The following is a 19,756-nucleotide window of genomic DNA, read 5'->3' on the forward strand; positions in this document are numbered from 1 at the left end:
CGTCCTACTCTGTCTCGGGCAGCGCCTCGATGATGACGAACGCCTGGGCCCAGGGATGGTCGTCGGTCATCGTCAGATGCACTGTCGCGACGTGGCCCTCGGGCGTCATCGCGTCAAGCCGTGCTTTCGCACCCCCGGTCAGGTGCAGCGTCGGTGCGCCGGAGGGGGCGTTGACCACGCCGATGTCGCGCATGAACACGCCGCGCGAAAATCCGGTGCCGACCGCCTTGGAAAAGGCTTCCTTGGCGGCGAAGCGCTTGGCCAGCGTACCGGCGCGGGTGAAGGGGCGTTTGTCGGCCTTGGCCTGTTCCACGGCTGTGAACACCCGCTGGACGAAGCGGTCGCCGAACCGGTCGAGCGAATTCTGGATCCGCTCGATGTTGCAGAGGTCGGAGCCGAGGCCGAGGATCATGCGAGCGTCACCGCGCGGTCTCCATCAATTCCTTCATCCGCCGCACGACCGGGCCAAGCCCGCCGAAGATCGCCTCGCCGATCAGGAAATGACCGATGTTCAGCTCGCGCACCTGCGGGATCGCGGCGACCGGCATTACATTGTCGAAGGTCAGGCCATGGCCGGCATGGACCTCGATCCCGTTCTTGGCGGCGAGCGCGGCGGCATCGGCGATGCGACGCAGTTCGACGACCTGTTCCTCGCCCGACAGTTCCGCGTACCGCCCGGTGTGCAGTTCGACCACCGGCACGCGGAGCGCCACGGCTGCGGAAATCTGCGCGGCGTCGGGTTCGATGAACAGCGACACCCGCACCCCGGCATCGGCCAGCGCGCGGACCATCGGCGCGAGCTTGTCCTGCTGCCCGGCGACGTCCAGCCCGCCTTCGGTCGTGCGCTCCTCGCGCTTCTCAGGGACGATGCAGGCGGCGTGCGGGCGGTGCTTGAGCGCGATGCCCAGCATCTCCTCGGTCGCCGCCATTTCGAGGTTCAGCGGAAGCGTCAGTTCGCTCGACAGCCGGGCGATGTCGCCATCGGTGATGTGGCGGCGATCCTCGCGCAGATGGGCGGTGATCCCGTCCGCGCCAAATTCCGCCGCCAGCAGCGCCGCGCGCACCGGATCGGGATAGCCCGACCCACGCGCATTGCGCACCGTCGCGACGTGATCGATGTTGACGCCCAGCCGCAGGGGCGCGGTCATGCCGCCCGGCTCCCCGGCTTGATCGCCGGGATCGCGGCGAGGTCGGCGGGCAGTGCGTCGGGGTGATAGCTCGGCACGTCGAGCCGGATCAGCGGGTGGAACGGCACGCCCAGATCGGCGGTGCCGTTCGACCGGTCGACCAGCGACGCGGCAGCGACCACGTCGCCGCCCGCCGCCCGGATCGCGGCGATGGCTTCGCGCGAGGACAGGCCGGTGGTTACCACATCCTCCATCATCAGCACGCGAGTGCCCGGATCGATGCGGAAGCCACGACGCAATTCGAAGGTGCCGGTCGGCCGTTCGAGGAACATCGCGGGCACGCCCAGCGACCGACCCATTTCATGGCCGACGATCACCCCGCCCATCGCCGGCGAGATCACCACGTCGATTCGTTCGCGCAACCCGGCGGGAAAGCGGCTGGCGAGTTCGTCGCACAGCCGCGCGGCGCGGCGCGGGTCCATCAGCACACGGGCGCATTGCAGGTAGCGTGACGACCTGAGGCCCGACGACAGGATGAAATGCCCCTCCAGCAGCGCCTCCGCAGCACGGAATTCGTCGAGGATCGCGTCGTCGTTCATGGGCTGTCGTCCACCGGTTGATTGCGCGCGCCGCTCTAAACCCGCGTAGCGCCCGTTCGCAACCATCGCTTGAGGCCAGGCGACATGCCGCGTATAGCCCGGTGGGTTAGGGTTTCCAAACGCCCGCCGCACGCGACCACGCCGAACAAGAAGCGTGCCGCGTGCCCACTAACGGGGTGACACGACACGATGCGAAGCATTGGGATGAGGATGTTGGTACTTGCGGCCGCCGCCGCGCTGGCCGGGGGCGCCCACGCCGCCGCGCCGAAAGCGGTGACGCCGGGGTCCGGCGAGGTCGCGACCGCGCCGCAGGCGGGCGCACCGCCCCCCGGATCGGCCGCCGCCAACCCGACCGGACAGGCGGCGCCCGCCGCGACCGCCGATGCGCCCGCGCCGGCCGCGGTGCAGGACCCGACGCTCAACAGCGATGGTTCGCCACGCATGATCGCCGTGCCGCATGTCGGTCAGCCGTCCGACCGCGCCGTCGACCTGCAGGCGCAGTTCACGCCGAACGGGCAGGAGGCGAAAGCCTTTCACAACCACATCCTGATGCCGGTGATCGTCGCCATCTCGCTGCTGGTGCTGTTCCTGCTCGCCTATGTCGTGATCCGGTTCCGTGAAAAGGCGAACCCGGTTCCGTCCAAGACGTCGCACAACACCGCCATCGAAATCATCTGGACCGCCGCGCCGGTGCTGATCCTCGCCGCGATCGCGGTGCCGTCGATCGGTCTGCTCGCGCGCCAGTTCAAGCCGGCGCCCGACAATGCGGTGACGATCAAGGCGATCGGCAACCAGTGGTTCTGGTCGTACGAATATCCCGATTATGGCGGCGTGTCGGTGACCGCCAACATGCTGAAGGAACGCAACGAGGTCGCCGCCGGACAGCGGTATCGCACCGATGCCGATGGCCCCCGCCTGCTGGCGGTCGACAACCGGATCGTGCTGCCGGTCGGCGTGCCGATCCGCCTGATCACCACCGCGACCGACGTGATCCACAGCTGGGCGATCCCCGCTTTCTGGGTAAAGCTCGACGCAGTGCCGGGACGGCTGAACGAGACCAGCTTCACCATCGACAAGCCCGGCCTGTATTTTGGCCAATGCAGCGAACTGTGCGGCGCGCGCCATGCGTACATGCCGATCGCGGTCGAAGCCGTGCCGGTGGCGCAGTTCAACCAGTGGATCCAGGCCAAGGGCGGCACGCTGCCCGGCGCCGCCGAAGCCGCCGCGCCCAGCAACGCCGTGATCCCGCAGCCGGGCGCCGATACCGCCGACGCCACGTCGGCGGCGGGCAACACCGCCAGCGACGCGGGCACCCCGGTGGTCAACGCGACCGAAGCCGCCTCTCCCTCCACCCAGCGCGCCACCGGCAACGGCGGCGGCGTCGGCAATGTGGACCAGTAAGATGACCGATACCGCCCTTCCCGGCCATAACGCGTTCGCGCACGACGATCATGCGCATCATCATGACGCGGACCACAAGCCGGGCTTCTTCGCCCGCTGGTTCATGTCGACCAACCACAAGGACATCGGCACGCTGTACCTGATCTTCGCGATCGTCGCGGGGATCATCGGCGGTGCGATTTCGGGCATCATGCGCCTCGAGCTGGCCGAACCGGGCATTCAGTGGCTGCCCTGGCTGTCGGGCCATGAAGGCGATCAGGCGCTCCATTTCTGGAACGTGCTCATCACCGCCCACGGCCTCATCATGGTGTTCTTCATGGTGATGCCGGCGATGATCGGCGGGTTCGGCAACTGGTTCGTGCCGATCATGATCGGTGCGCCGGACATGGCGTTCCCGCGCATGAACAACATCTCGTTCTGGCTGCTGATTCCCGCCTTCCTCCTGCTGCTGGGCAGCACGATGTTCGGCGGCGGCGCCGGCACCGGCTGGACGGTCTATGCCCCGCTGTCGACCTATGGCGAACCGGGGCCGAGCGTCGACATGGCGATCCTGTCGCTGCACCTGGCCGGTGCGTCGTCGATCCTGGGCGCGATCAACTTCATCACTACCATCTTCAACATGCGCGCGCCGGGCATGACCCTGCACAAGATGCCGCTGTTCGTATGGTCGGTGCTGGTCACCGCCTTCCTGCTGCTGCTGGCGCTCCCCGTGCTGGCCGCCGCGATCACGATGCTGCTGACCGATCGCAAGTTCGGCACGACCTTCTTCGATCCCGCCGGCGGTGGCGACCCGATCCTGTACCAGCACCTCTTCTGGTTCTTCGGTCACCCCGAAGTCTACATCATGATCCTGCCGGGCTTCGGCATCATCAGCCACATCGTCGCGACGTTCAGCAAGAAGCCGGTGTTCGGCTATCTCGGCATGGCCTATGCCATGGTCGCAATCGGCGCGGTCGGCTTCGTCGTGTGGGCGCACCACATGTTCACCACCGGCCTCAGCGTGAATACCAAGATGTACTTCACCGCCGCCACGATGCTGATCGCGGTGCCGACCGGCATCAAGATCTTCTCGTGGATCGCGACGATGTGGGGCGGGTCGCTCCGTTTCCCCACGCCGATGCTGTGGGCGATCGGGTTCATCTTCATGTTCACCGTCGGCGGCGTGACCGGCGTGGTGCTGGCCAATGGCGGCGTCGACGACGTGCTGCACGACACCTATTATGTCGTCGCGCACTTCCACTACGTGCTGTCGCTGGGTGCGGTGTTCGCGCTATTCGCCGGCTTCTACTACTGGTTCCCGAAGATGTCGGGCCGGATGTACAACGAACTGCTCGGCAAGCTGCACTTCTGGGTGTTCTTCATCGGCGTGAACGTCATGTTCTTCCCGATGCACTTCCTCGGCACGCAGGGTATGCCGCGGCGTTACCCGGACTATCCGGACGCCTATGCCTTCTTCAACCATATCGCCTCGGCCGGATACGGCATCATGGCGCTGGGGATGGTGTTCTTCTTCGTCAACATCGTCATCTCGCTGATGGCCGGACGCAAGGCGGCGGACAATCCGTGGGGCGAAGGTGCCACGACGCTGGAATGGACGCTCAGCTCGCCCCCGCCCTTCCACCAGTTCGAAACCCTGCCCAAGATCGACTGATCTTCATTGCAGCATCGAAACGAAAGGACGCCCCGGAGCAATCCGGGGCGTTTTTCTTTTGGTAACGGCAAAGACGGTAATGGTGTTCAGCGCCTTTCTGCCGCTGCAAGCTCAGTACGATATCGTAATGATTATTTGCCAGGCCTTGGAACAATTCGCACCTGACGCGCGTTGTTGCGCATTTTTTTCAGACGAATCATTCCATTAAGCATTTCCCAACCATAACGGCGCTACCACCGCGGGCAGGGTGCGTAGGGGAATGCCGATGTTGGGCGATCCGTCGAGTTTTGACGATTTGGAAGGAGAGACGCTTTCAGGGTCGGACGGCGAGGGCCATCCCGCGCCAAAGCCCCGAACGCGGCTCGAAACCCACGGAATAGTAAGTGCGTCGGCCCTGCTGGCGGCATGCGGGTCCGACGGGTCGAGCGGCAGCGGCAGCGGACTGGTGACGGTAACGAACCCGACGCCTGCCCCAACCCCCACGCCCAGCCCCACCCCGACCGTCGCTGCGCTGACCGCACAGGGCGCCAGCCGCTTTCTGGCGCAGGCGACGATGGGTGCGACCCGCGCCTCGATCGATGCGGTGCTGAACAGCGGCATCGCCGGCTGGATCGACGCGCAGTTCGCCCTGCCGCGCGATACCAGCCATTGGGACTGGCTGATGGCCAAGGGGTTCAACGACGCCGCGGTCAACGCCAACCTCAACGGCCAGAACGGCTATGACGCCAGCGTCTGGCGCCAGGCGATCGCCGGCAACGATCCGTTGCGGCAGCGTGTGTCGCTGGCGCTGCTCGATTTCCTCGTCGTCGGGATCGGCGGGCTGAACATGCCGTGGCGCGCCTTTTCGATGGGGGCGTATCATGACGTGCTGCTGGAGCATGCGTTCGGCAATTATCGCGACCTGCTGGGTGCGGTCGCGCTCAGCCCGGCGATGGGATCGTTCCTGAGTTCGGCGGGCAGCCGCAAGGCCGATGCGTCGAACGGGTCGATGCCCGACGAGAATTTCGCGCGCGAGCTGATGCAGCTCTTCACGCTCGGCGTCTATCAGCTCGAACAGGATGGCAGCGTCCGCACCTCGAACGGCGTGCCGCTCGAAACCTATACGCTGGACGATGTGTCGCAGCTCGCGCGGGTGTTCACCGGGCTGAACACGGTCGATTTCGACAACAGCACCCCGGCACGGATGCGCACGCCGATGCGGATCTGGGTCACCGCCAACGAAACCGGATCGGCGACCTTTCTGGGCGCGACGGTGTCGGGCGGCGGGATGGCGGCGGTCAATGCCGCGCTCGACATCCTGTTCCGCCATCCCAACATCGCGCCGTTCGTATCGAAGCAGCTGATCCAGCGGCTGGTGACGTCGAACCCCAGCCGCGGCTATGTCGGACGGGTCGCCGCCGCCTTCGCCAATAACGGCAGCGGCGTGCGCGGCGACATGAAGGCGGTGATCCGCGCGATCCTGCTCGACCCCGAAGCCCGCGACGATGCCGCAGCCTTGGCCAGCACGACCGCCGGGCGGCTGCGCGATCCCGTCCAGCGCCTGACCAACTGGGCGCGCGCGTTCGGCGTCACGTCGCCGAGCGACGCCTGGGCGATCGGCGATACCAGCAACACGACGCTGCGGCTGGGCCAGTCGATCGGCCGCGCGTCCAGCGTATTCGGCTTCATGCGGCCGGGCTATTCCCCGCCCGGCACCGCGATGGCGCAGGCCGGGATGACCGCGCCCGAGTTCCAGATCGCGACCGAACAGACCAACATCGCCTATATCAACTATATGCAGTCGCTGGTCGGCGGCGGCACCGGCGATGTGAAGGCCGATTATGCGCCGATGATGGCGCTGGCGTCGGACAGCCAGAAGCTGGTCGACGAGGTCAACCTGATCCTTGCCGCCGGACAGCTGCGCGGCGCGACCGTCACCGCGATCCGCACCGCGGTCGACAGTATCCCGCTGACCGCAAACAACGCGACGCTCAACCGCACGGGGGCCGCGATCCTGCTGACCCTCGCCTCGCCCGATTATCTGGTGCTGAAATGAACGCTCCGACGATGCTGCACGACGTCTCGCGCCGCGCCTTTCTGCAACGCACCGCCGCGCTCGGCATGGCGGGGGTCGCCGCACCGTTCGTCACCAGCCTGGGCGCGATCGGCGAGGCGGCGGCGGCGACCGCCACCGATTACAAGGCGCTGGTCTGCATCTTCCTGCAGGGCGGCAACGACCATTACAACACGCTGGTCCCCTATGACCCGACGTCGCACGGGCAATATCGCACCGCGCGCAGCACCGTCGCGCTGGCGCGCGATGCGTTGCAGGCGACGGCGCTGCTGCCCGACAACGACCTGGGCGGGCGGGCCTATGCGCTGGCGCCGACCATGGCGAAGCTCAACCCGCTGTTCGATGCGGGGCGGCTGGCGGTCGCGCTGAACGTCGGGACGCTGATCCAGCCGACGACGCGCGCGCAATATCTGAACAAGTCGGTGCGCGTGCCGCCCAAGCTGTTTTCGCACAACGACCAGCAGAGCTTTTTCCAGGCCTCCAGCCCGGAAGGCGCGGCATCGGGCTGGGGCGGGCGGATCGGCGACCTGTACCAGTCGGGCAACGGGTCGGCGACGCTGACCTGCATCAACGCGTCGGGCAATGCGGTCTTCCTGACCGGGCGGCAGGCGATCCAGTATAATGTCGGCACCGGCGGCCCGGTATCGCTGCTGCGCGGGGCGACGTCGCTCTACGGATCGGCGACCGCGGCGCAGACGCTGGCGCGGCTGATGTCCGAAACTAATCCGCACATGTTCGCTAGCGAATATGCGCGGGTGAACAAGCGGGCGATGGATACCCAGGCGCAACTGGCCAATGCGCTGGCCGGCGTGCCCGAATCGACACTCAACCTGTTCCCGACCGGCAATTCGCTGGCCGACCAGCTGCGGATGGTCGCGCGGATGATCGCCATTTCGGGCCAGATCGGTGCGAAGCGGCAGATCTTCTTCGTCGCGATGGGCGGGTTCGACCTGCACGACAATCTGGCGACGTCGCAGCCGGTGCTGCTCGGGCGGCTGGCCGATGCGATGCGCGCGTTCCACGACACCACCGCCGCGCTGGGCGTCGCGGACAAGGTGACGACCTTCACCGGGTCCGATTTCGGCCGGACGCTGACGTCGAACGGCAATGGCGTCGACCATGGCTGGGGGTCGATGCACTTCGTCATGGGCGGCGCGGTGAAGGGCAAGCGGCTCTATGGCGCGCCGCCGGCGATCGGCCACAATACCAGCGACGATGTCGGCCAGGGGCGGCTGATCCCGACGATGGCGGTCGATCAATATGCCTCGACGCTGGCGCGGTGGTTCGGCGTGTCGGACGGCGACCTGTCGACCGTACTGCCCAATATCGGCAATTACGACCGGTCGAGCTGGTCGCAGGGTTTCGTCTGAGCGCAGCGGACCGATGGCTGTCATCGAAACGAAATAAAATACGCCTAGCGCGCGCGGCAGGGACGGCCCGCGGCGCGATGCGAGCAGATTACCGCCCGGTGGTTCGGGGGAACCGCCGGGCGGCTTTGCGTTGGCGTTCGGGCGGTCGACCACAGGGAAGGAAAACCCAATGAAGACCCGCCTGCCGCTGCTCGTCAGCGCCGCGTTCGTCGCGCTCGCGACGCCGGCATTCGCCCAGACCGCCGATGCGCCGACCGACGCGACCTCCGCCACGCCGGGCGAGGATGCCGGTCTCGGCGACATCGTCGTCACCGCCGAACGCCGCGAAGAGCGGTTGCAGAACACGCCGCTGTCGGTCGGTGTCGCGAGCGGCGACGACCTGCGCCAGTTCCAGTCGGGCGGCGAAGACACGCTGCTGTCGCTGTCGGGTCGCATCCCCGGCCTCTATGCGGAGACGACCACCGGCCGCATCTTCCCGCGCTTCTACATCCGGGGTCTGGGCAATATCGACTTCTATCTCGGCGCGTCGCAGCCGGTCACCGTCATCCAGGACGACGTGATCCTCGAACATGTCGTGCTGAAGTCGAACCCGGTCTATGATGTGGCGCAGGTCGAAGTGTTGCGCGGGCCGCAGGGGTCGCTGTTCGGCCGCAACACCACCGCCGGCATCATCAAGTTCGATACGATCCGCCCGACGGCCACCTTCCAGAGCCGCGCACAGGCGTCGTACGGCACCTATAACAGCGCCAGCTTCGACGCCGGGGTCGGCGGGCCGATCGCCGACGGGCTGATGGTGCGCGTGTCGGCGCTGGTCCAGCACCGCGACGACTGGGTCGACAACAGCTATACCGGCTTCAGCGCCGACAATACGCAGACGCCCAAGAAGAACGCGATGGGCGGCTTCGACGACCGCAACCTGCGCCTGCAGCTGCGCGCGCAGCCGACAGATGCGATCACCCTCGACCTGTCGGGCCATGCCCGCTGGTATGAGGGCACCTCGACCATCTTCCACCGCGCGGCATTGAAGCGCGGGTCGAACGACGTGTCGGCGGAACCCCGCGACCGCGTGGCGCTGGACGAAGGCGGCAACAATCCGCAGGCGTACAACACCTATGGCGCATCGGCTCGCGCCGCGTTCGATTTCGGTCCGGTCGAGCTGACCTCGATCACCGCGTACGAAACGACCAGCGGCTATAGCCGGGGCGATACCGATGGCGGCGCGGCGGCGCTGTTCCCGGTGAACGGCGTGCCCAACGGCTTCGGTCAGAGCCGCGGCAACATCCGCGACCTCGACCAATGGTCGCAGGAACTGCGCCTTGCCTCGACCGGCAGCGGCCCGTTCGGCTTCCAGCTCGGCGGTTTCTATTTCGACAATCGCGACGTCACCGAATTCTACCAGCGCGGATTCTTCCTGACGACGGCAGCGCGCAATCCCAACAACTGGGTCCGGCTGCGGGATACCAACACGTCGTGGGCGGCGTTCGGACAGGCGCATTACGACTTCACCGACCGGCTGACGCTGACCGCCGGTGCGCGCATCACCGAAGATACGAAGCGCACCCGGCTGGTGAAGACGGCCAACACCGCGGCGAACGTCGTCACCTATCGCGGTCGCACCGACGTCAAGCTGTCGTCGACCGAACCCAGCTGGGACGTCAGCCTGCTGTACAAGGCGAGCGACGAATTGAGCCTGTATTCGCGCGTCGCGCGCGGCTTCCGCGGGCCGACGATCCAGGGGCGCTCGGCGGTGTTCAACGCCGATTTCACCACGGCGGATTCCGAAACGATCCTGTCGTTTGAAACCGGGTTCAAGAGCAACCTGCTCGACAACACGCTGCGACTGAACGCCACCGTCTTCGGCTATCGGGTCAAGGACATCCAGCTGAACGGCAATGATTCGAACGGCAACGGCGTGCTGTTCAACGCCGACAAGGCGCAGGCATACGGCGTCGAAGCCGAGCTGGACTGGAAGCCGGTGCCGCAGCTGACGCTGGGCCTGGGCGGCAGCTGGCTGCATTCGGCGATCCGCGACAAGCGCGTGTTCGCGCAGGTCTGTGCGCTGAACGGACAGGTGGTCTGCACCGTATACAACCCGACGATCCGCGTCGGCGCCAACACCTTTGCCCAGATCGACGGCGAACCGCTGCCCAATGCGCCCGAATATACGCTCGACCTGACCGCGCGCTGGGATCAGCCGCTCAACGACGGGTCGCGGGTGTTCATCGCCACCGACTGGAATCTGCAGGGCTATACCCAGTTCACCCTGTACCGGGCGCCCGAATTCACCGCGAACGGCAATTTCGAAGGCGGGCTGAAGATCGGTTACGCTCCGCCGTCCGACGCGTGGGAACTGTCGGTGTTCACGCGCAACATCACCAACGAAAAGAACCTGAAGGGCGTGATCGAGAATTACATGGCCGCGGTGTTCAACGATCCGCGGATCATCGGTGTCTCGCTGTCGGGCAGGTTCCGGTAAGGGGCTGAGCGCTTCCCCCCGTTCGTCATTCCGGCGGAGGCCGGAATCCATGGATGGGGGGACGGTCGCGGTTCTTTCGACAGCTTCCGACACAATGGATCCCGGCCTTCGCCGGGATGACGGGGTGGGATGGTAAGGTCTCGCCCTACCCCCATCGTCACCCCCGCGCAGGCGGGGGTCCATAACCGCTGGCGCTGGTTGGGAATCATGGACGTTGCGTCTATGGATTCCCGCCTTCGCGGGAATGACGACGGGGGTGGGCACCGCGAACCTCACACCCGCTTTCCCCCGCCCGCACAACTCTCTATACAGCGGCGATGACCGCGCAGACGATCACCCTGCCCGCCGACTGGCGCGACTTCCTGGCCCTGACCAAGCCCCGCGTGATGACGCTGGTCGTCTTCACCGGCCTGTGCGGGATGCTGGCAGCCCCCGTGCCGATCCATCCGGTGCTGGGCTTCACCGCCGTGCTGTGCATCGCGCTCGGTGCAGGTGCCGCCGGTGCGCTGAACCAATGGTATGAGGCCGATCTCGACGCGAAGATGAAGCGGACGCAGGGCCGCCCGCTGCCCGCCGGGCGGATGGAGCGCGAATCGGCGCTGCATTTCGGTGTCGGCCTCGCGATCTTCTCGGTCGTGCTGATGGGGCTGGCCGTGAATGTCCCCGCCGCGATCATCCTGACCGTCTCGATCCTGTTCTACGTGCTGGTCTATACCGTGTGGCTCAAGCGCCGCACGCCGCAGAACATCGTCATCGGCGGCGCGGCGGGGGCGTTTCCGCCGCTGATCGGCTGGGCGGCGGCGACCGGCGATGTCGCGCTGCTGCCGTTCCTGCTGTTCAGCCTCGTCTTCCTGTGGACGCCGCCGCATTTCTGGGCCTTGGCGCTGTTCGTGAAGACCGATTACGCCAATGCCGGTGTGCCGATGCTGCCGGTGGTGGCGGGCGAGCGGGTGACGCGGACGCAGATCGGGCTGTACACCATCCCGATGGCCGCCGTCGCGGTGGCGCCATGGCCGCTGGGCCTCACCGGTCCGATCTACGGCATCGCCGCGTGCCTGCTGACCGCGACCTTCGGCGTGCTGGCGGTGCAGGTCGCGACGCGCAGGACCGGCCCCGAAGACAAGATGAAGCCCGAAAAGCGGCTGTTCGCTTTCTCGATCCTGTATCTCTTTGCGATGTTCGGCGCGCTGGTCGCCGACCGGTGGGTGGCGGCATGAGCGAGCACGACGACCGCATCCGCGCGCGCCAGCGCGAACGGGCGAAGGTGATGGCGTGGCTGCTCGGCGCGTTCGTGCTGCTGATGTTCGCGATCACCATCGTCAAGATTCGCGCCGGGATGGGCGCGTGACCCGCAACCTGCGCACCGCCCTGTTCGCCGCCGCGGCCGTGGTCGGCATGACCGGGGTCGGCTTCGCCAGCGTGCCGCTCTACCGCATGTTCTGTCAGGTGACCGGGTTCAACGGCACGACGCAGCGCGGGCAGGCAGCGCCCGGCGGCATCGGCGACAAGGTCGTGGTGCGCTTCGACGCCAACTCGAACCCCGCACTTGGCTGGGAGTTCAAGCCCGAACGCGCATCGGAAACCGTCGATATCGGCGCGCGCGACATGGCGTTCTTCACCGCCAAGAACGTGTCGGGCCGCCCGGTCACCGGCACCGCGACCTTCAACGTGACGCCCAGTCAGGCGGGAAAATATTTCACGAAGATCCAGTGCTTCTGCTTCACCGAACAGACGCTGCAGCCGGGTGAGAAGGTGCGGATGCCGGTCATCTTCTTCGTCGATCCGAAGATCCATGACGACCCGGATGCGAAGGACATTCGCGCGATCACGCTGTCCTACACATTTTACCCGGTGGATTCGGCCGCGACGACCAGCTAGGATCGCGCAGAATTACGCACCGGCACAGGCGCGACGCATATAGGGATGGATGATGGCAGGCGCGAAGAACCACGATTTTCACATCCTTCCCCCCAGCATCTGGCCGCTGGCGAGTTCGCTGGCCGCGTTCGCGCTGGCAGCGGGTGGGGTCATGTGGATGAACGAGGCGGCGCTGGGCGGGCTGGTGTTCGGCGCGGGGCTGATCGCCACGCTGTCGTGCATGGGCTTCTGGTGGGCGGACGTCATCCGCGAGGCGAAGGCCGGCGACCATACCCCGGTCGTGCAGCTGCACCTGCGCTACGGCATGATCCTGTTCATCGCGTCCGAAGTGATGTTCTTCGTCGGCTGGTTCTGGTCGTGGTTCGACTTTTCGCTGTTCCCCGCCGCGATCCAGTACAGCCATGAGGACGGCGTCTCGCTGATCGAGGCAGGCAACACCGCGGTCACCGCGCAATGGCCGCCGGCGGGCCTCGAAGTGCTTAACGCGTTCGAGCTGCCGCTGCTCAACACCTTCATCCTGCTGCTGTCGGGCACGACCGTCACCTGGGCACACCATGCGCTGATCCACAACCAGCGCGGCGGCAAGCTCAAGGGGCTGTGGGGCGCGATCGGCGTGGGCGAGAATGACGGCGTCAAGAAGGGGCTGTGGCTGACCGTCCTTCTGGGCGCGCTGTTCTCGTGCATCCAGGCCTATGAGTATATCCATGCGCCGATGCCGTTCGCGGGGCTGAACTATGGCGCCGCCTTCTACATGGCGACCGGGTTCCACGGCTTCCACGTGCTCGTCGGCACCATCTTCCTCGCCGTCAACCTGATCCGCGCCTACAAGGGCGACTTTACGCCCAAGCAGCATTTCGGCTTCGAAGCGGCCGCCTGGTACTGGCATTTCGTCGACGTGGTGTGGCTGTTCCTGTTCGTCGTCATCTATGTCTGGGGCGGCTGGGGCGCGCCGATCCATGGTGGCTGATGCCTGATCCGGTGGGCGCGGGCGGTCCCGCGCCCTTCGATTGCGGCATGCGCGGCCTGTGTCCGCGCTGCGGGGCCACGACCTTGTTCCGTGGCCCCGTCGCCTTTGCCGACCGGTGCGGCGCCTGTGCCCTTGATTTCTCGGCGTTCAATGTCGGCGACGGACCGGCGGCGTTCCTGACGCTGATCCTGGGCGGCATCGTCACCATCCTCGCCATCTGGCTCGACCTGAAGGTGGGGCCACCGTGGTGGGTCCATGCCCTGCTGTGGATACCGCTGACCATCGGCGGCGTGGTCGGGTCGCTCCGGATCGCCAAGGGCATGCTGCTGGCGCTCGAATATCGCAACGCCGCGCGCGAAGGCAAAATCGCCCCCCGCCCATGAAGCGCCTGCCCGTCCTGCCGACCCTTATCGTCCTGCTCGCGGTCGCCGCCATGATCGCGCTCGGCGTCTGGCAGTTGCAGCGCCGTACCGAAAAGGCCGCGCTGATCGCGCGCGCCACCGCCAATCTCGACCGCCCGGCCCAGCCCTTGCCGCCGCGGATCGCCGACGAGCTGCTGTTCGCGCGCGTTACCGCCACTTGTGCCCGGGTCGAGGGGTGGACGATGGGCGCCGGCCGCACGGCAAACGGCACCTCGGGCTATCGCCATATCGCCGCCTGCCAGTCACCGACCGGCCAGCGCTTCCGCGTCGACATGGGTGTCGCGACCGACCCGAAGCTGCGCCCGGTCTGGGCCGGCGGCGCGGTCGCCGGCACCTTGAGCCACGCGCCGGGCGGGCCGACCCTGCTCGACCGGATGACCGGCCATGCCGCGCCACCCGCGCCGATGATCGTGTCGGACGTCGCCGCACCGGGCCTGTCGCCCAGCCAGCGCCCCGATCCGGCCAGCCTGCCCGACAATCATCTGGGCTATGCGCTGCAATGGTTCGGCTTCGCCTTGGCCGCGGTCATCATATACTTGCTGGCACTTCGTCGTCGTAGCCGCTAACCGCACCCCCATGCGGTATGTCAGCACCAGGGGCGATGCGCCCGAACTCGACTTCGCCGGCGCGACGCTGGCCGGATTGGCACGCGATGGCGGGCTGTATGTCCCGACCGAGTGGCCGACGCTGACCCGTGACGATATCGCGGCGCTGGCGGGCCTCAGCTATGCCGAAACGGCGGTGCGGGTGATGCTGCCGTTCGTCGGCGACTCGCTGTCGGAAGACGAACTGCGCGCGCTATGCGAAACCGCCTATGGCCGCTTCAGCCACAAGGGCGTCACCCCGCTGGTACAGCTCGACCATGACCAGTGGCTGCTGGAGCTGTTCCACGGCCCGACGCTGGCGTTCAAGGACGTTGCATTGCAGCTTCTGGGGCTGTTGTTCGAACGTTTCCTCACCGGCACCAGCGAACGCCTGACGATCGTCGGCGCGACCAGCGGGGACACCGGATCGGCCGCGATCGACGCGGTGGCGGGTCGCGAGAATATCGACATCTTCATGCTGCACCCGGCGGGCCGCGTGTCCGACGTGCAGCGGCGGCAGATGACGACCGTGCTGTCGCCCAACGTCCACAATATCGCGATCGAAGGCGACTTCGACACGGCGCAGGCGCTGGTCAAGGCGATGTTCAACGATCCCGGCTTCTCGGGGCGCTTCCGCCTGTCCGCCGTCAATTCGATCAACTGGGCGCGGTTGATGGCGCAGGTGGTCTATTATTTCTACGCCGCCGTACGGCTGGGCGGACCGGACAAGGCGATCGCCTTCTCGGTCCCGACCGGCAATTTCGGCGACGTGTTCGCAGGCTATGTCGCGGCGCAGATGGGGCTGCCGATCGCCAGGCTGATCGTCGCGACCAACGTCAACGACATCCTGCACCGCGCGCTGTCGACCGGCGATTATTCGAGCGCGACGGTAACGCCGACCGCCACCCCGTCGATGGATATCCAGGTCAGCTCGAACTTCGAACGACTGCTGCACGATCTGGGCGGGCGCGACGGGCTGGCGCTGGGCGACCAGATGCGCGGGTTCGAATCGAGCCGGGCGATGCGGCTGACCAATGCGCAGCAACAGGGCGCGGCCTCGCTGTTCCAGAGCGCGCGCGTCGATGCCGACCGCATGGCGCAGGCGATGCGCTGGGCATGCGACAACGCCGCGCAGACGATCGACCCGCACACCGCCATCGCGCTTGCCGCCGCGCTCGACAGCGGCATCGACGCGCCGATGGTCACGCTGGCGACCGCGCACCCGGCCAAGTTCCCCGACGCGGTCGAACGTGCCATCGGCACCCGCGCCCCGCTGCCCCCGCGCGTCGGCGACCTGTTCGAGCGCGAGGAACGCTATGTCACCCTGCCCGCTACCTTCGAAGCGGTAACTGCCTGGATCGCCGAACGGGCGACGCCCCGCGCGTAATGGACCCGATCGCACTTATCGGCGAGCCATGGGGCGATTACGGGCTGATCGATTGCGGCCATGGTCGCAAGCTGGAACGCTATGGCCCGTTCCGCTTCATCCGGCCGGAGCCGCAGGCGATGTGGGCGCCGGCACTCGACCGGTGGGACGCGCATGGCGAGTTCGTGCCCGGATCGGACGAGGATGGCGGCGGGCGCTGGCAATTCTTCAAGCAGCCTCCGCGCGACTGGCCGCTGACGTGGCGCGAGGTGCGCTTTTCGGCCAGCAACACGCCGTTCCGCCATCTCGGCTTCTTTCCCGACATGGCGCCGGTGTGGGACTGGATGCGCGGGCGGCTGGACGGGGCGAGTGATCCGGAATGCCTGAACCTGTTTGGCTATACCGGGGTCGGCAGCCTCGCGCTTGCCAACGCGGGCGCGCGCGTCGTCCATGTCGATGCGTCGAAGAAGTCGGTCGAGCAGGCGCGCGCGAATGCGGCGCTGTCGGAGATGACCGACAAGCCGGTCCGCTGGCTGGTCGAGGACGCCGCCAAGTTCGTGGGCCGCGAGGTGCGGCGGGGACGGCGTTATGACGGCATCATTCTCGACCCGCCCAAATGGGGCCGTGGGCCGAATGGCGAAGTGTGGAAGCTGGAGGAGCACCTCCCTGGCCTGATCGCCGATTGCCGCCAGTTGCTCGATGGCAAGTCGCGGTTCCTGTTCCTGACGGTGTACGCGGTGCGGATGTCGGCGCTGGCGATCGGCGAATTGCTGCGCCAGTCGCTCGGCGATCTGGGCGGCACGGTCGAATGCGGCGAACTGGGCGTGCGCGAGGAGACGCGCGGGCTGGTCCTGCCGACAGCGATTTTCGCGCGGTGGTCCCGCTAAGATCCTCCCCATCTTCGATGGGGAGGGGGACCGCTCGCGTAGCGAGGGGTGGAGGGGCGTCACCGCGAACGCAGCGCAGGGGGCAATGCCCCTCCACCAGCCTGCGGCTGGTCCCCCTCCCCGCATAGCGGGGAGGACCTCAGGTCCGCCCGATCCGCATCGCCGCGCCCGCCACCACCGGGGCGCCGACGCACAGCAACAGGCTGGTCGCCGCCAGCAGCTTGATCGCGCCGGCACCACCCTCCAGCCCGCCCGCCCCGAAGATCACCAGCGGCAGCGCCAGCGGCAGCATCACGAGGCCCGCCACCGCGCCCCCGCCACGCAGGCCGGCGGTCAGTGCCGCCGTCGCCACGCCCAGCGCCGCCAGCCCCGGCGTGCCGAGCAGCAACCCGATCTCCAGCGCGACCAAGGTCGGCCCGTCCATCCCCAGCAATGCCGCCGACAGCGCCGCCGCCAGCATCACCGCCGGCGCAAAGCCCAGCCAGTGACCGATCGTCTTGGCGGCGGCGACGCTCGTTTCGCTCCATCCGCGTAAGACCAGCTGATCGACCACCCCGGCTTCCATATCGGGCGCGACCAGCCGGTCGAGCGGCAGCAACGCGGCCAGCAGCGCTGCCGCCCACGCCACCCCGCCGCCGATCCGTGCCAGCAATGCCGCATCGGGACCGATCGCGAAGGGGAACAGCGTCGCGACCAGCAGGAAGAAGGCGACCGGCAGCAACAGCCCGCCGCCGCTCCACGCGATACGCAGTTCGCGCAGGATCAGCGCGATCACAGCGTCACGACCTTCGCGTGCGGGAGCGCCACGGCGACATGGCTGGCGACCAGCACCGCCCCGCCGCCGTCGCGATGGCGCGCGATCGCCGTCTCCAGCCGGTCGAGCGACGCCGCGTCCAGCCCGTTGGCCGGTTCGTCGAGCAGCCACAGCGGCGCGCCGCTGGCGATGACGCGGGCGATGGCGGCGCGGCGCTTCTGCCCGGTCGACAGCATCCGCACCGGCACGTCCGCCAGCGAAGCGATGTCCATCGCCGACAGCGCGGCGGGCAGCCGGTCCCGCGCGCCGTCCAGTCCCGCCCAGAAGTCCAGTGCCGTCCCCAGCGACACCGAAGCGTCCAGCGCCGCGGCCTCGGCCAGCAACGCGACCGCACCGTCGCGCGCAACCCTGCCCTCCGCCGGCGGCAACAGTCCGGCGGCGATCCGTACGAGCGTCGATTTGCCGACGCCGTTCGGCCCCTGCACCAATACCGCCTCGCCCGCGCAAAGGTCGAACGACAGGTCGCGGAACAGCGCCCGCCCGCCGCGCCGGCCCGTCACGTGCGCAAGGGACAGGATCAAACAGAGTCTTCCAGCGCGTGCATGTCGTCGTCGGACAGGCCGAAATGATGGCCGACCTCGTGCACCACGACATGCCGGATCAGATCGCCCAGATCGACCCCGGTCTCGCACCATTCGGCCAGCAGCGGCTGGCGATACAAATGGATGCGGTCGGGCAGGCGCATGCCGTCGAACGCCGACTTCTCGCCGACCGGGCTGCCATGGTACAGGCCGGTCAGCTCGTACGGCTCCATTTCCATCGCCGCCAGCGTATCGTCGTCGGCGAATTCCTCGACCAGCAGCACGATGTCGGACAGGTGGCCGGCAAAGGGTTCGGGAATGCGCGCCAGCGCGGCACGGGCGAGCGCTTCCATTGCTTCGGCACTCGGGGCGGTTCGCGCTTGATCGGACATGGCGCAAACCATAGGCATTGCGCCGAGGCAGATACAAGGGAGGGACGATGGAACCGCTGAGCCAGGCAGAGCGCGCCGATGCGCTGGACGGCCTGCCCGACTGGGACCATGACGCCGGGCGCGACGCGATCGTCCGCAGCTTCACCTTCGACAATTTCAGCCAGGCGTTCGCATTCATGACGCAGGTCGCGTTGCTCGCCGAAAAGGCGGACCATCATCCCGAATGGTCGAACGTCTACAACCGCGTCGACATTTTGCTCACGACGCACGACGCGGGCGGGCTGTCGGACCGCGACATCGACATGGCGCAGGCGATCGACGCGCTGGTGGAATAGCCAAAATTCGTCATTCCCGCGCAGGCGGGAATCCATACACGCCAGCGTCGCGATAAAGGCGCAAAGGTCAGCGGCTATGGATCCCCGCCTTCGCAGGGATGACGATTGTGCGGAGCCTATCGCCGCCGCATCTGCTGCCGCAATTTTCCCGGCAGCCACCGCGCGGCGAAGCGCATCCGCTTCGCGGTCGGCCCGACGGGCGTGTGGACGGCGTCGCCGTGCACCGCGTCCCATGCCGCCTGCGCGACGATTTCGACGGGCGTGAACTCCAGTCCGGCGGCGCGGACCTGCTGCCGGACATTGTAATTGGTCCCGGCCAGCGACGCGTCGAGCAGCGGCGTGTCGATGAACCCCGGCATCAGCGACCGCACGCGGATACCATCCGCCGACCATTCGCCATCCAGCGCCTCGCTCAACCCCCGCACCCCAAACTTGGTTGCCGAATAGACGGCCGCACCGGCGGTGCCATAGATGCCGGCGGCCGACGCGGTGTTGAGCAGGCACCCGCCACTGGCTTTCAGGTAGCGATGGGCTGCATGGGCGCCGTGCACCACACCGGTCAGGTTGACGGCGATGGTCCGCTCGACCGCGTCCGGCGTCATCTCGGCAAAGACACCGCCCGAGGCGATGCCGGCGTTGTTGAAGAGCACGTCGATCCCGCCGCCATCGGCAAATGCCGCGAGCGGCGCGTCCCATGCCGCGCGATCGGTCACGTCGAACACGAACGTCGCGGCACCGTTCGGCAACAGCGCCGCCGTTTCCGCCAGGCCGGCGGCGTTCACATCCGCAAGGCCGATGCGCCAGCCCCTGCTGGCAAACAACTGCGCGACGGCCCGCCCGATGCCCGATCCGCCGCCGGTGATGAAGATCGCTTTCGTCATGCGGACAGCATCGGACAGGATCGCCGCCAACG

Annotated in this window: 21 protein-coding genes; 14 read left to right on the forward strand and 7 right to left on the reverse strand. The window is 67.3% G+C overall.

All coding sequences use genetic code 11. From position 1 onward, the window contains the following. Positions 1-4: 4 nt before the first annotated feature. The 3 genes from acpS to pyrE are packed head-to-tail and all read right to left on the reverse strand — an operon-like array spanning position 5 to position 1,726. Positions 5-412 (reverse strand): holo-ACP synthase, encoded by a 408-nt coding sequence (acpS, locus tag AVT10_RS04870; RefSeq protein WP_066688917.1) that lies wholly within the window; start codon positions 410-412, stop codon positions 5-7. A gap of 7 nt (positions 413-419) precedes the next feature. Next, positions 420-1,148: a pyridoxine 5'-phosphate synthase gene (locus AVT10_RS04875; RefSeq protein ID WP_066688919.1), complete on the reverse strand. Its 729-nt coding sequence runs from the start codon at positions 1,146-1,148 to the stop codon at positions 420-422. Beyond that, positions 1,145-1,726: an orotate phosphoribosyltransferase gene (gene pyrE / locus AVT10_RS04880; protein ID WP_066688920.1), complete on the reverse strand. Its 582-nt coding sequence runs from the start codon at positions 1,724-1,726 to the stop codon at positions 1,145-1,147. Before pyrE ends, AVT10_RS04875 begins: the two co-directional genes overlap by 4 nt. A gap of 204 nt (positions 1,727-1,930) precedes the next feature. Here pyrE and coxB point away from each other — a divergent pair, with 204 nt between their 5' ends. From coxB to AVT10_RS04940, 13 genes are all read left to right on the forward strand, one after another. Beyond that, entirely contained in the window at positions 1,931-3,127 is a 1,197-nt protein-coding gene (gene coxB / locus AVT10_RS04885) for a cytochrome c oxidase subunit II (protein ID WP_066688921.1), read from the forward strand. A 1-nt stretch (position 3,128) separates the two neighbouring features. After that, the gene (gene ctaD / locus AVT10_RS04890; protein WP_066688922.1) at positions 3,129-4,778 is read left to right on the forward strand and encodes a cytochrome c oxidase subunit I; all 1,650 of its coding nucleotides are present in this window, start codon (positions 3,129-3,131) and stop codon (positions 4,776-4,778) included. A 259-nt stretch (positions 4,779-5,037) separates the two neighbouring features. Further along, a complete protein-coding gene (locus AVT10_RS04895; RefSeq protein ID WP_084401363.1) occupies positions 5,038-6,813 on the forward strand; it encodes a DUF1800 domain-containing protein in 1,776 nt (591 codons plus the stop codon). Further along, positions 6,810-8,201 carry a DUF1501 domain-containing protein gene (locus tag AVT10_RS04900; protein ID WP_232307875.1) on the forward strand — a complete coding sequence of 464 codons (1,392 nt, stop codon included), beginning with the start codon at positions 6,810-6,812 and terminating at the stop codon, positions 8,199-8,201. The genes AVT10_RS04895 and AVT10_RS04900 overlap by 4 nt, the downstream gene beginning before the upstream one ends. Positions 8,202-8,370: 169 nt before the next feature. Then, positions 8,371-10,677 (forward strand): TonB-dependent receptor, encoded by a 2,307-nt coding sequence (locus tag AVT10_RS04905; RefSeq protein ID WP_066688923.1) that lies wholly within the window; start codon positions 8,371-8,373, stop codon positions 10,675-10,677. 317 nt (positions 10,678-10,994) lie between these two features. Beyond that, complete coding sequence (locus AVT10_RS04910; protein ID WP_066688925.1) at positions 10,995-11,894, forward strand: heme o synthase; 900 nt, start codon at positions 10,995-10,997, stop codon at positions 11,892-11,894. Then, a complete protein-coding gene (locus AVT10_RS18845; protein WP_268794971.1) occupies positions 11,891-12,025 on the forward strand; it encodes a hypothetical protein in 135 nt (44 codons plus the stop codon). Before AVT10_RS04910 ends, AVT10_RS18845 begins: the two co-directional genes overlap by 4 nt. Continuing rightward, positions 12,022-12,555 (forward strand): cytochrome c oxidase assembly protein, encoded by a 534-nt coding sequence (locus AVT10_RS04915; RefSeq protein ID WP_066688927.1) that lies wholly within the window; start codon positions 12,022-12,024, stop codon positions 12,553-12,555. The genes AVT10_RS18845 and AVT10_RS04915 overlap by 4 nt, the downstream gene beginning before the upstream one ends. Positions 12,556-12,607: 52 nt before the next feature. After that, a complete protein-coding gene (locus tag AVT10_RS04920; protein ID WP_066689035.1) occupies positions 12,608-13,522 on the forward strand; it encodes a cytochrome c oxidase subunit 3 in 915 nt (304 codons plus the stop codon). Beyond that, entirely contained in the window at positions 13,522-13,905 is a 384-nt protein-coding gene (locus tag AVT10_RS04925) for a DUF983 domain-containing protein (RefSeq protein WP_066688931.1), read from the forward strand. The genes AVT10_RS04920 and AVT10_RS04925 overlap by 1 nt, the downstream gene beginning before the upstream one ends. Continuing rightward, on the forward strand, positions 13,902-14,510 hold the full coding sequence (locus tag AVT10_RS04930; RefSeq protein ID WP_066688932.1) for an SURF1 family protein: 609 nt from the start codon (positions 13,902-13,904) through the stop codon (positions 14,508-14,510). The genes AVT10_RS04925 and AVT10_RS04930 overlap by 4 nt, the downstream gene beginning before the upstream one ends. A 10-nt stretch (positions 14,511-14,520) precedes the next feature. After that, a complete protein-coding gene (gene thrC / locus AVT10_RS04935) occupies positions 14,521-15,915 on the forward strand; it encodes a threonine synthase (RefSeq protein ID WP_066688934.1) in 1,395 nt (464 codons plus the stop codon). After that, the gene (locus AVT10_RS04940; RefSeq protein WP_066688936.1) at positions 15,915-16,781 is read left to right on the forward strand and encodes a class I SAM-dependent methyltransferase; all 867 of its coding nucleotides are present in this window, start codon (positions 15,915-15,917) and stop codon (positions 16,779-16,781) included. The genes thrC and AVT10_RS04940 overlap by 1 nt, the downstream gene beginning before the upstream one ends. A gap of 139 nt (positions 16,782-16,920) precedes the next feature. Here the strand turns inward: AVT10_RS04940 and AVT10_RS04945 are convergent, their stop codons facing one another. The 3 genes from AVT10_RS04945 to AVT10_RS04955 are packed head-to-tail and all read right to left on the reverse strand — an operon-like array spanning position 16,921 to position 18,508. Then, a complete protein-coding gene (locus AVT10_RS04945; RefSeq protein WP_066688937.1) occupies positions 16,921-17,556 on the reverse strand; it encodes a heme exporter protein CcmB in 636 nt (211 codons plus the stop codon). Next, the gene (gene ccmA, locus AVT10_RS04950) at positions 17,553-18,116 is read right to left on the reverse strand and encodes a heme ABC exporter ATP-binding protein CcmA (RefSeq protein WP_066688939.1); all 564 of its coding nucleotides are present in this window, start codon (positions 18,114-18,116) and stop codon (positions 17,553-17,555) included. Before ccmA ends, AVT10_RS04945 begins: the two co-directional genes overlap by 4 nt. Next, a complete protein-coding gene (locus AVT10_RS04955) occupies positions 18,113-18,508 on the reverse strand; it encodes a metallopeptidase family protein (RefSeq protein WP_126014401.1) in 396 nt (131 codons plus the stop codon). The genes ccmA and AVT10_RS04955 overlap by 4 nt, the downstream gene beginning before the upstream one ends. Before the next feature lie 47 nt (positions 18,509-18,555). On the opposite strand from AVT10_RS04955, the gene AVT10_RS04960 reads away from it, so the two are divergent. Then, positions 18,556-18,843 carry a 4a-hydroxytetrahydrobiopterin dehydratase gene (locus tag AVT10_RS04960; RefSeq protein ID WP_056456550.1) on the forward strand — a complete coding sequence of 96 codons (288 nt, stop codon included), beginning with the start codon at positions 18,556-18,558 and terminating at the stop codon, positions 18,841-18,843. Between the two features lie 116 nt (positions 18,844-18,959). On the opposite strand, the gene AVT10_RS04965 is transcribed toward AVT10_RS04960, so the two are convergent. Further along, positions 18,960-19,724 carry an SDR family oxidoreductase gene (locus tag AVT10_RS04965; RefSeq protein WP_066689037.1) on the reverse strand — a complete coding sequence of 255 codons (765 nt, stop codon included), beginning with the start codon at positions 19,722-19,724 and terminating at the stop codon, positions 18,960-18,962. Positions 19,725-19,756: the final 32 nt, after the last annotated feature.

The sequence above is a fragment of the Sphingomonas hankookensis genome, assembly GCF_001619955.1.
Taxonomy (GTDB): Bacteria; Pseudomonadota; Alphaproteobacteria; order Sphingomonadales; family Sphingomonadaceae; genus Sphingomonas; species Sphingomonas hankookensis_A.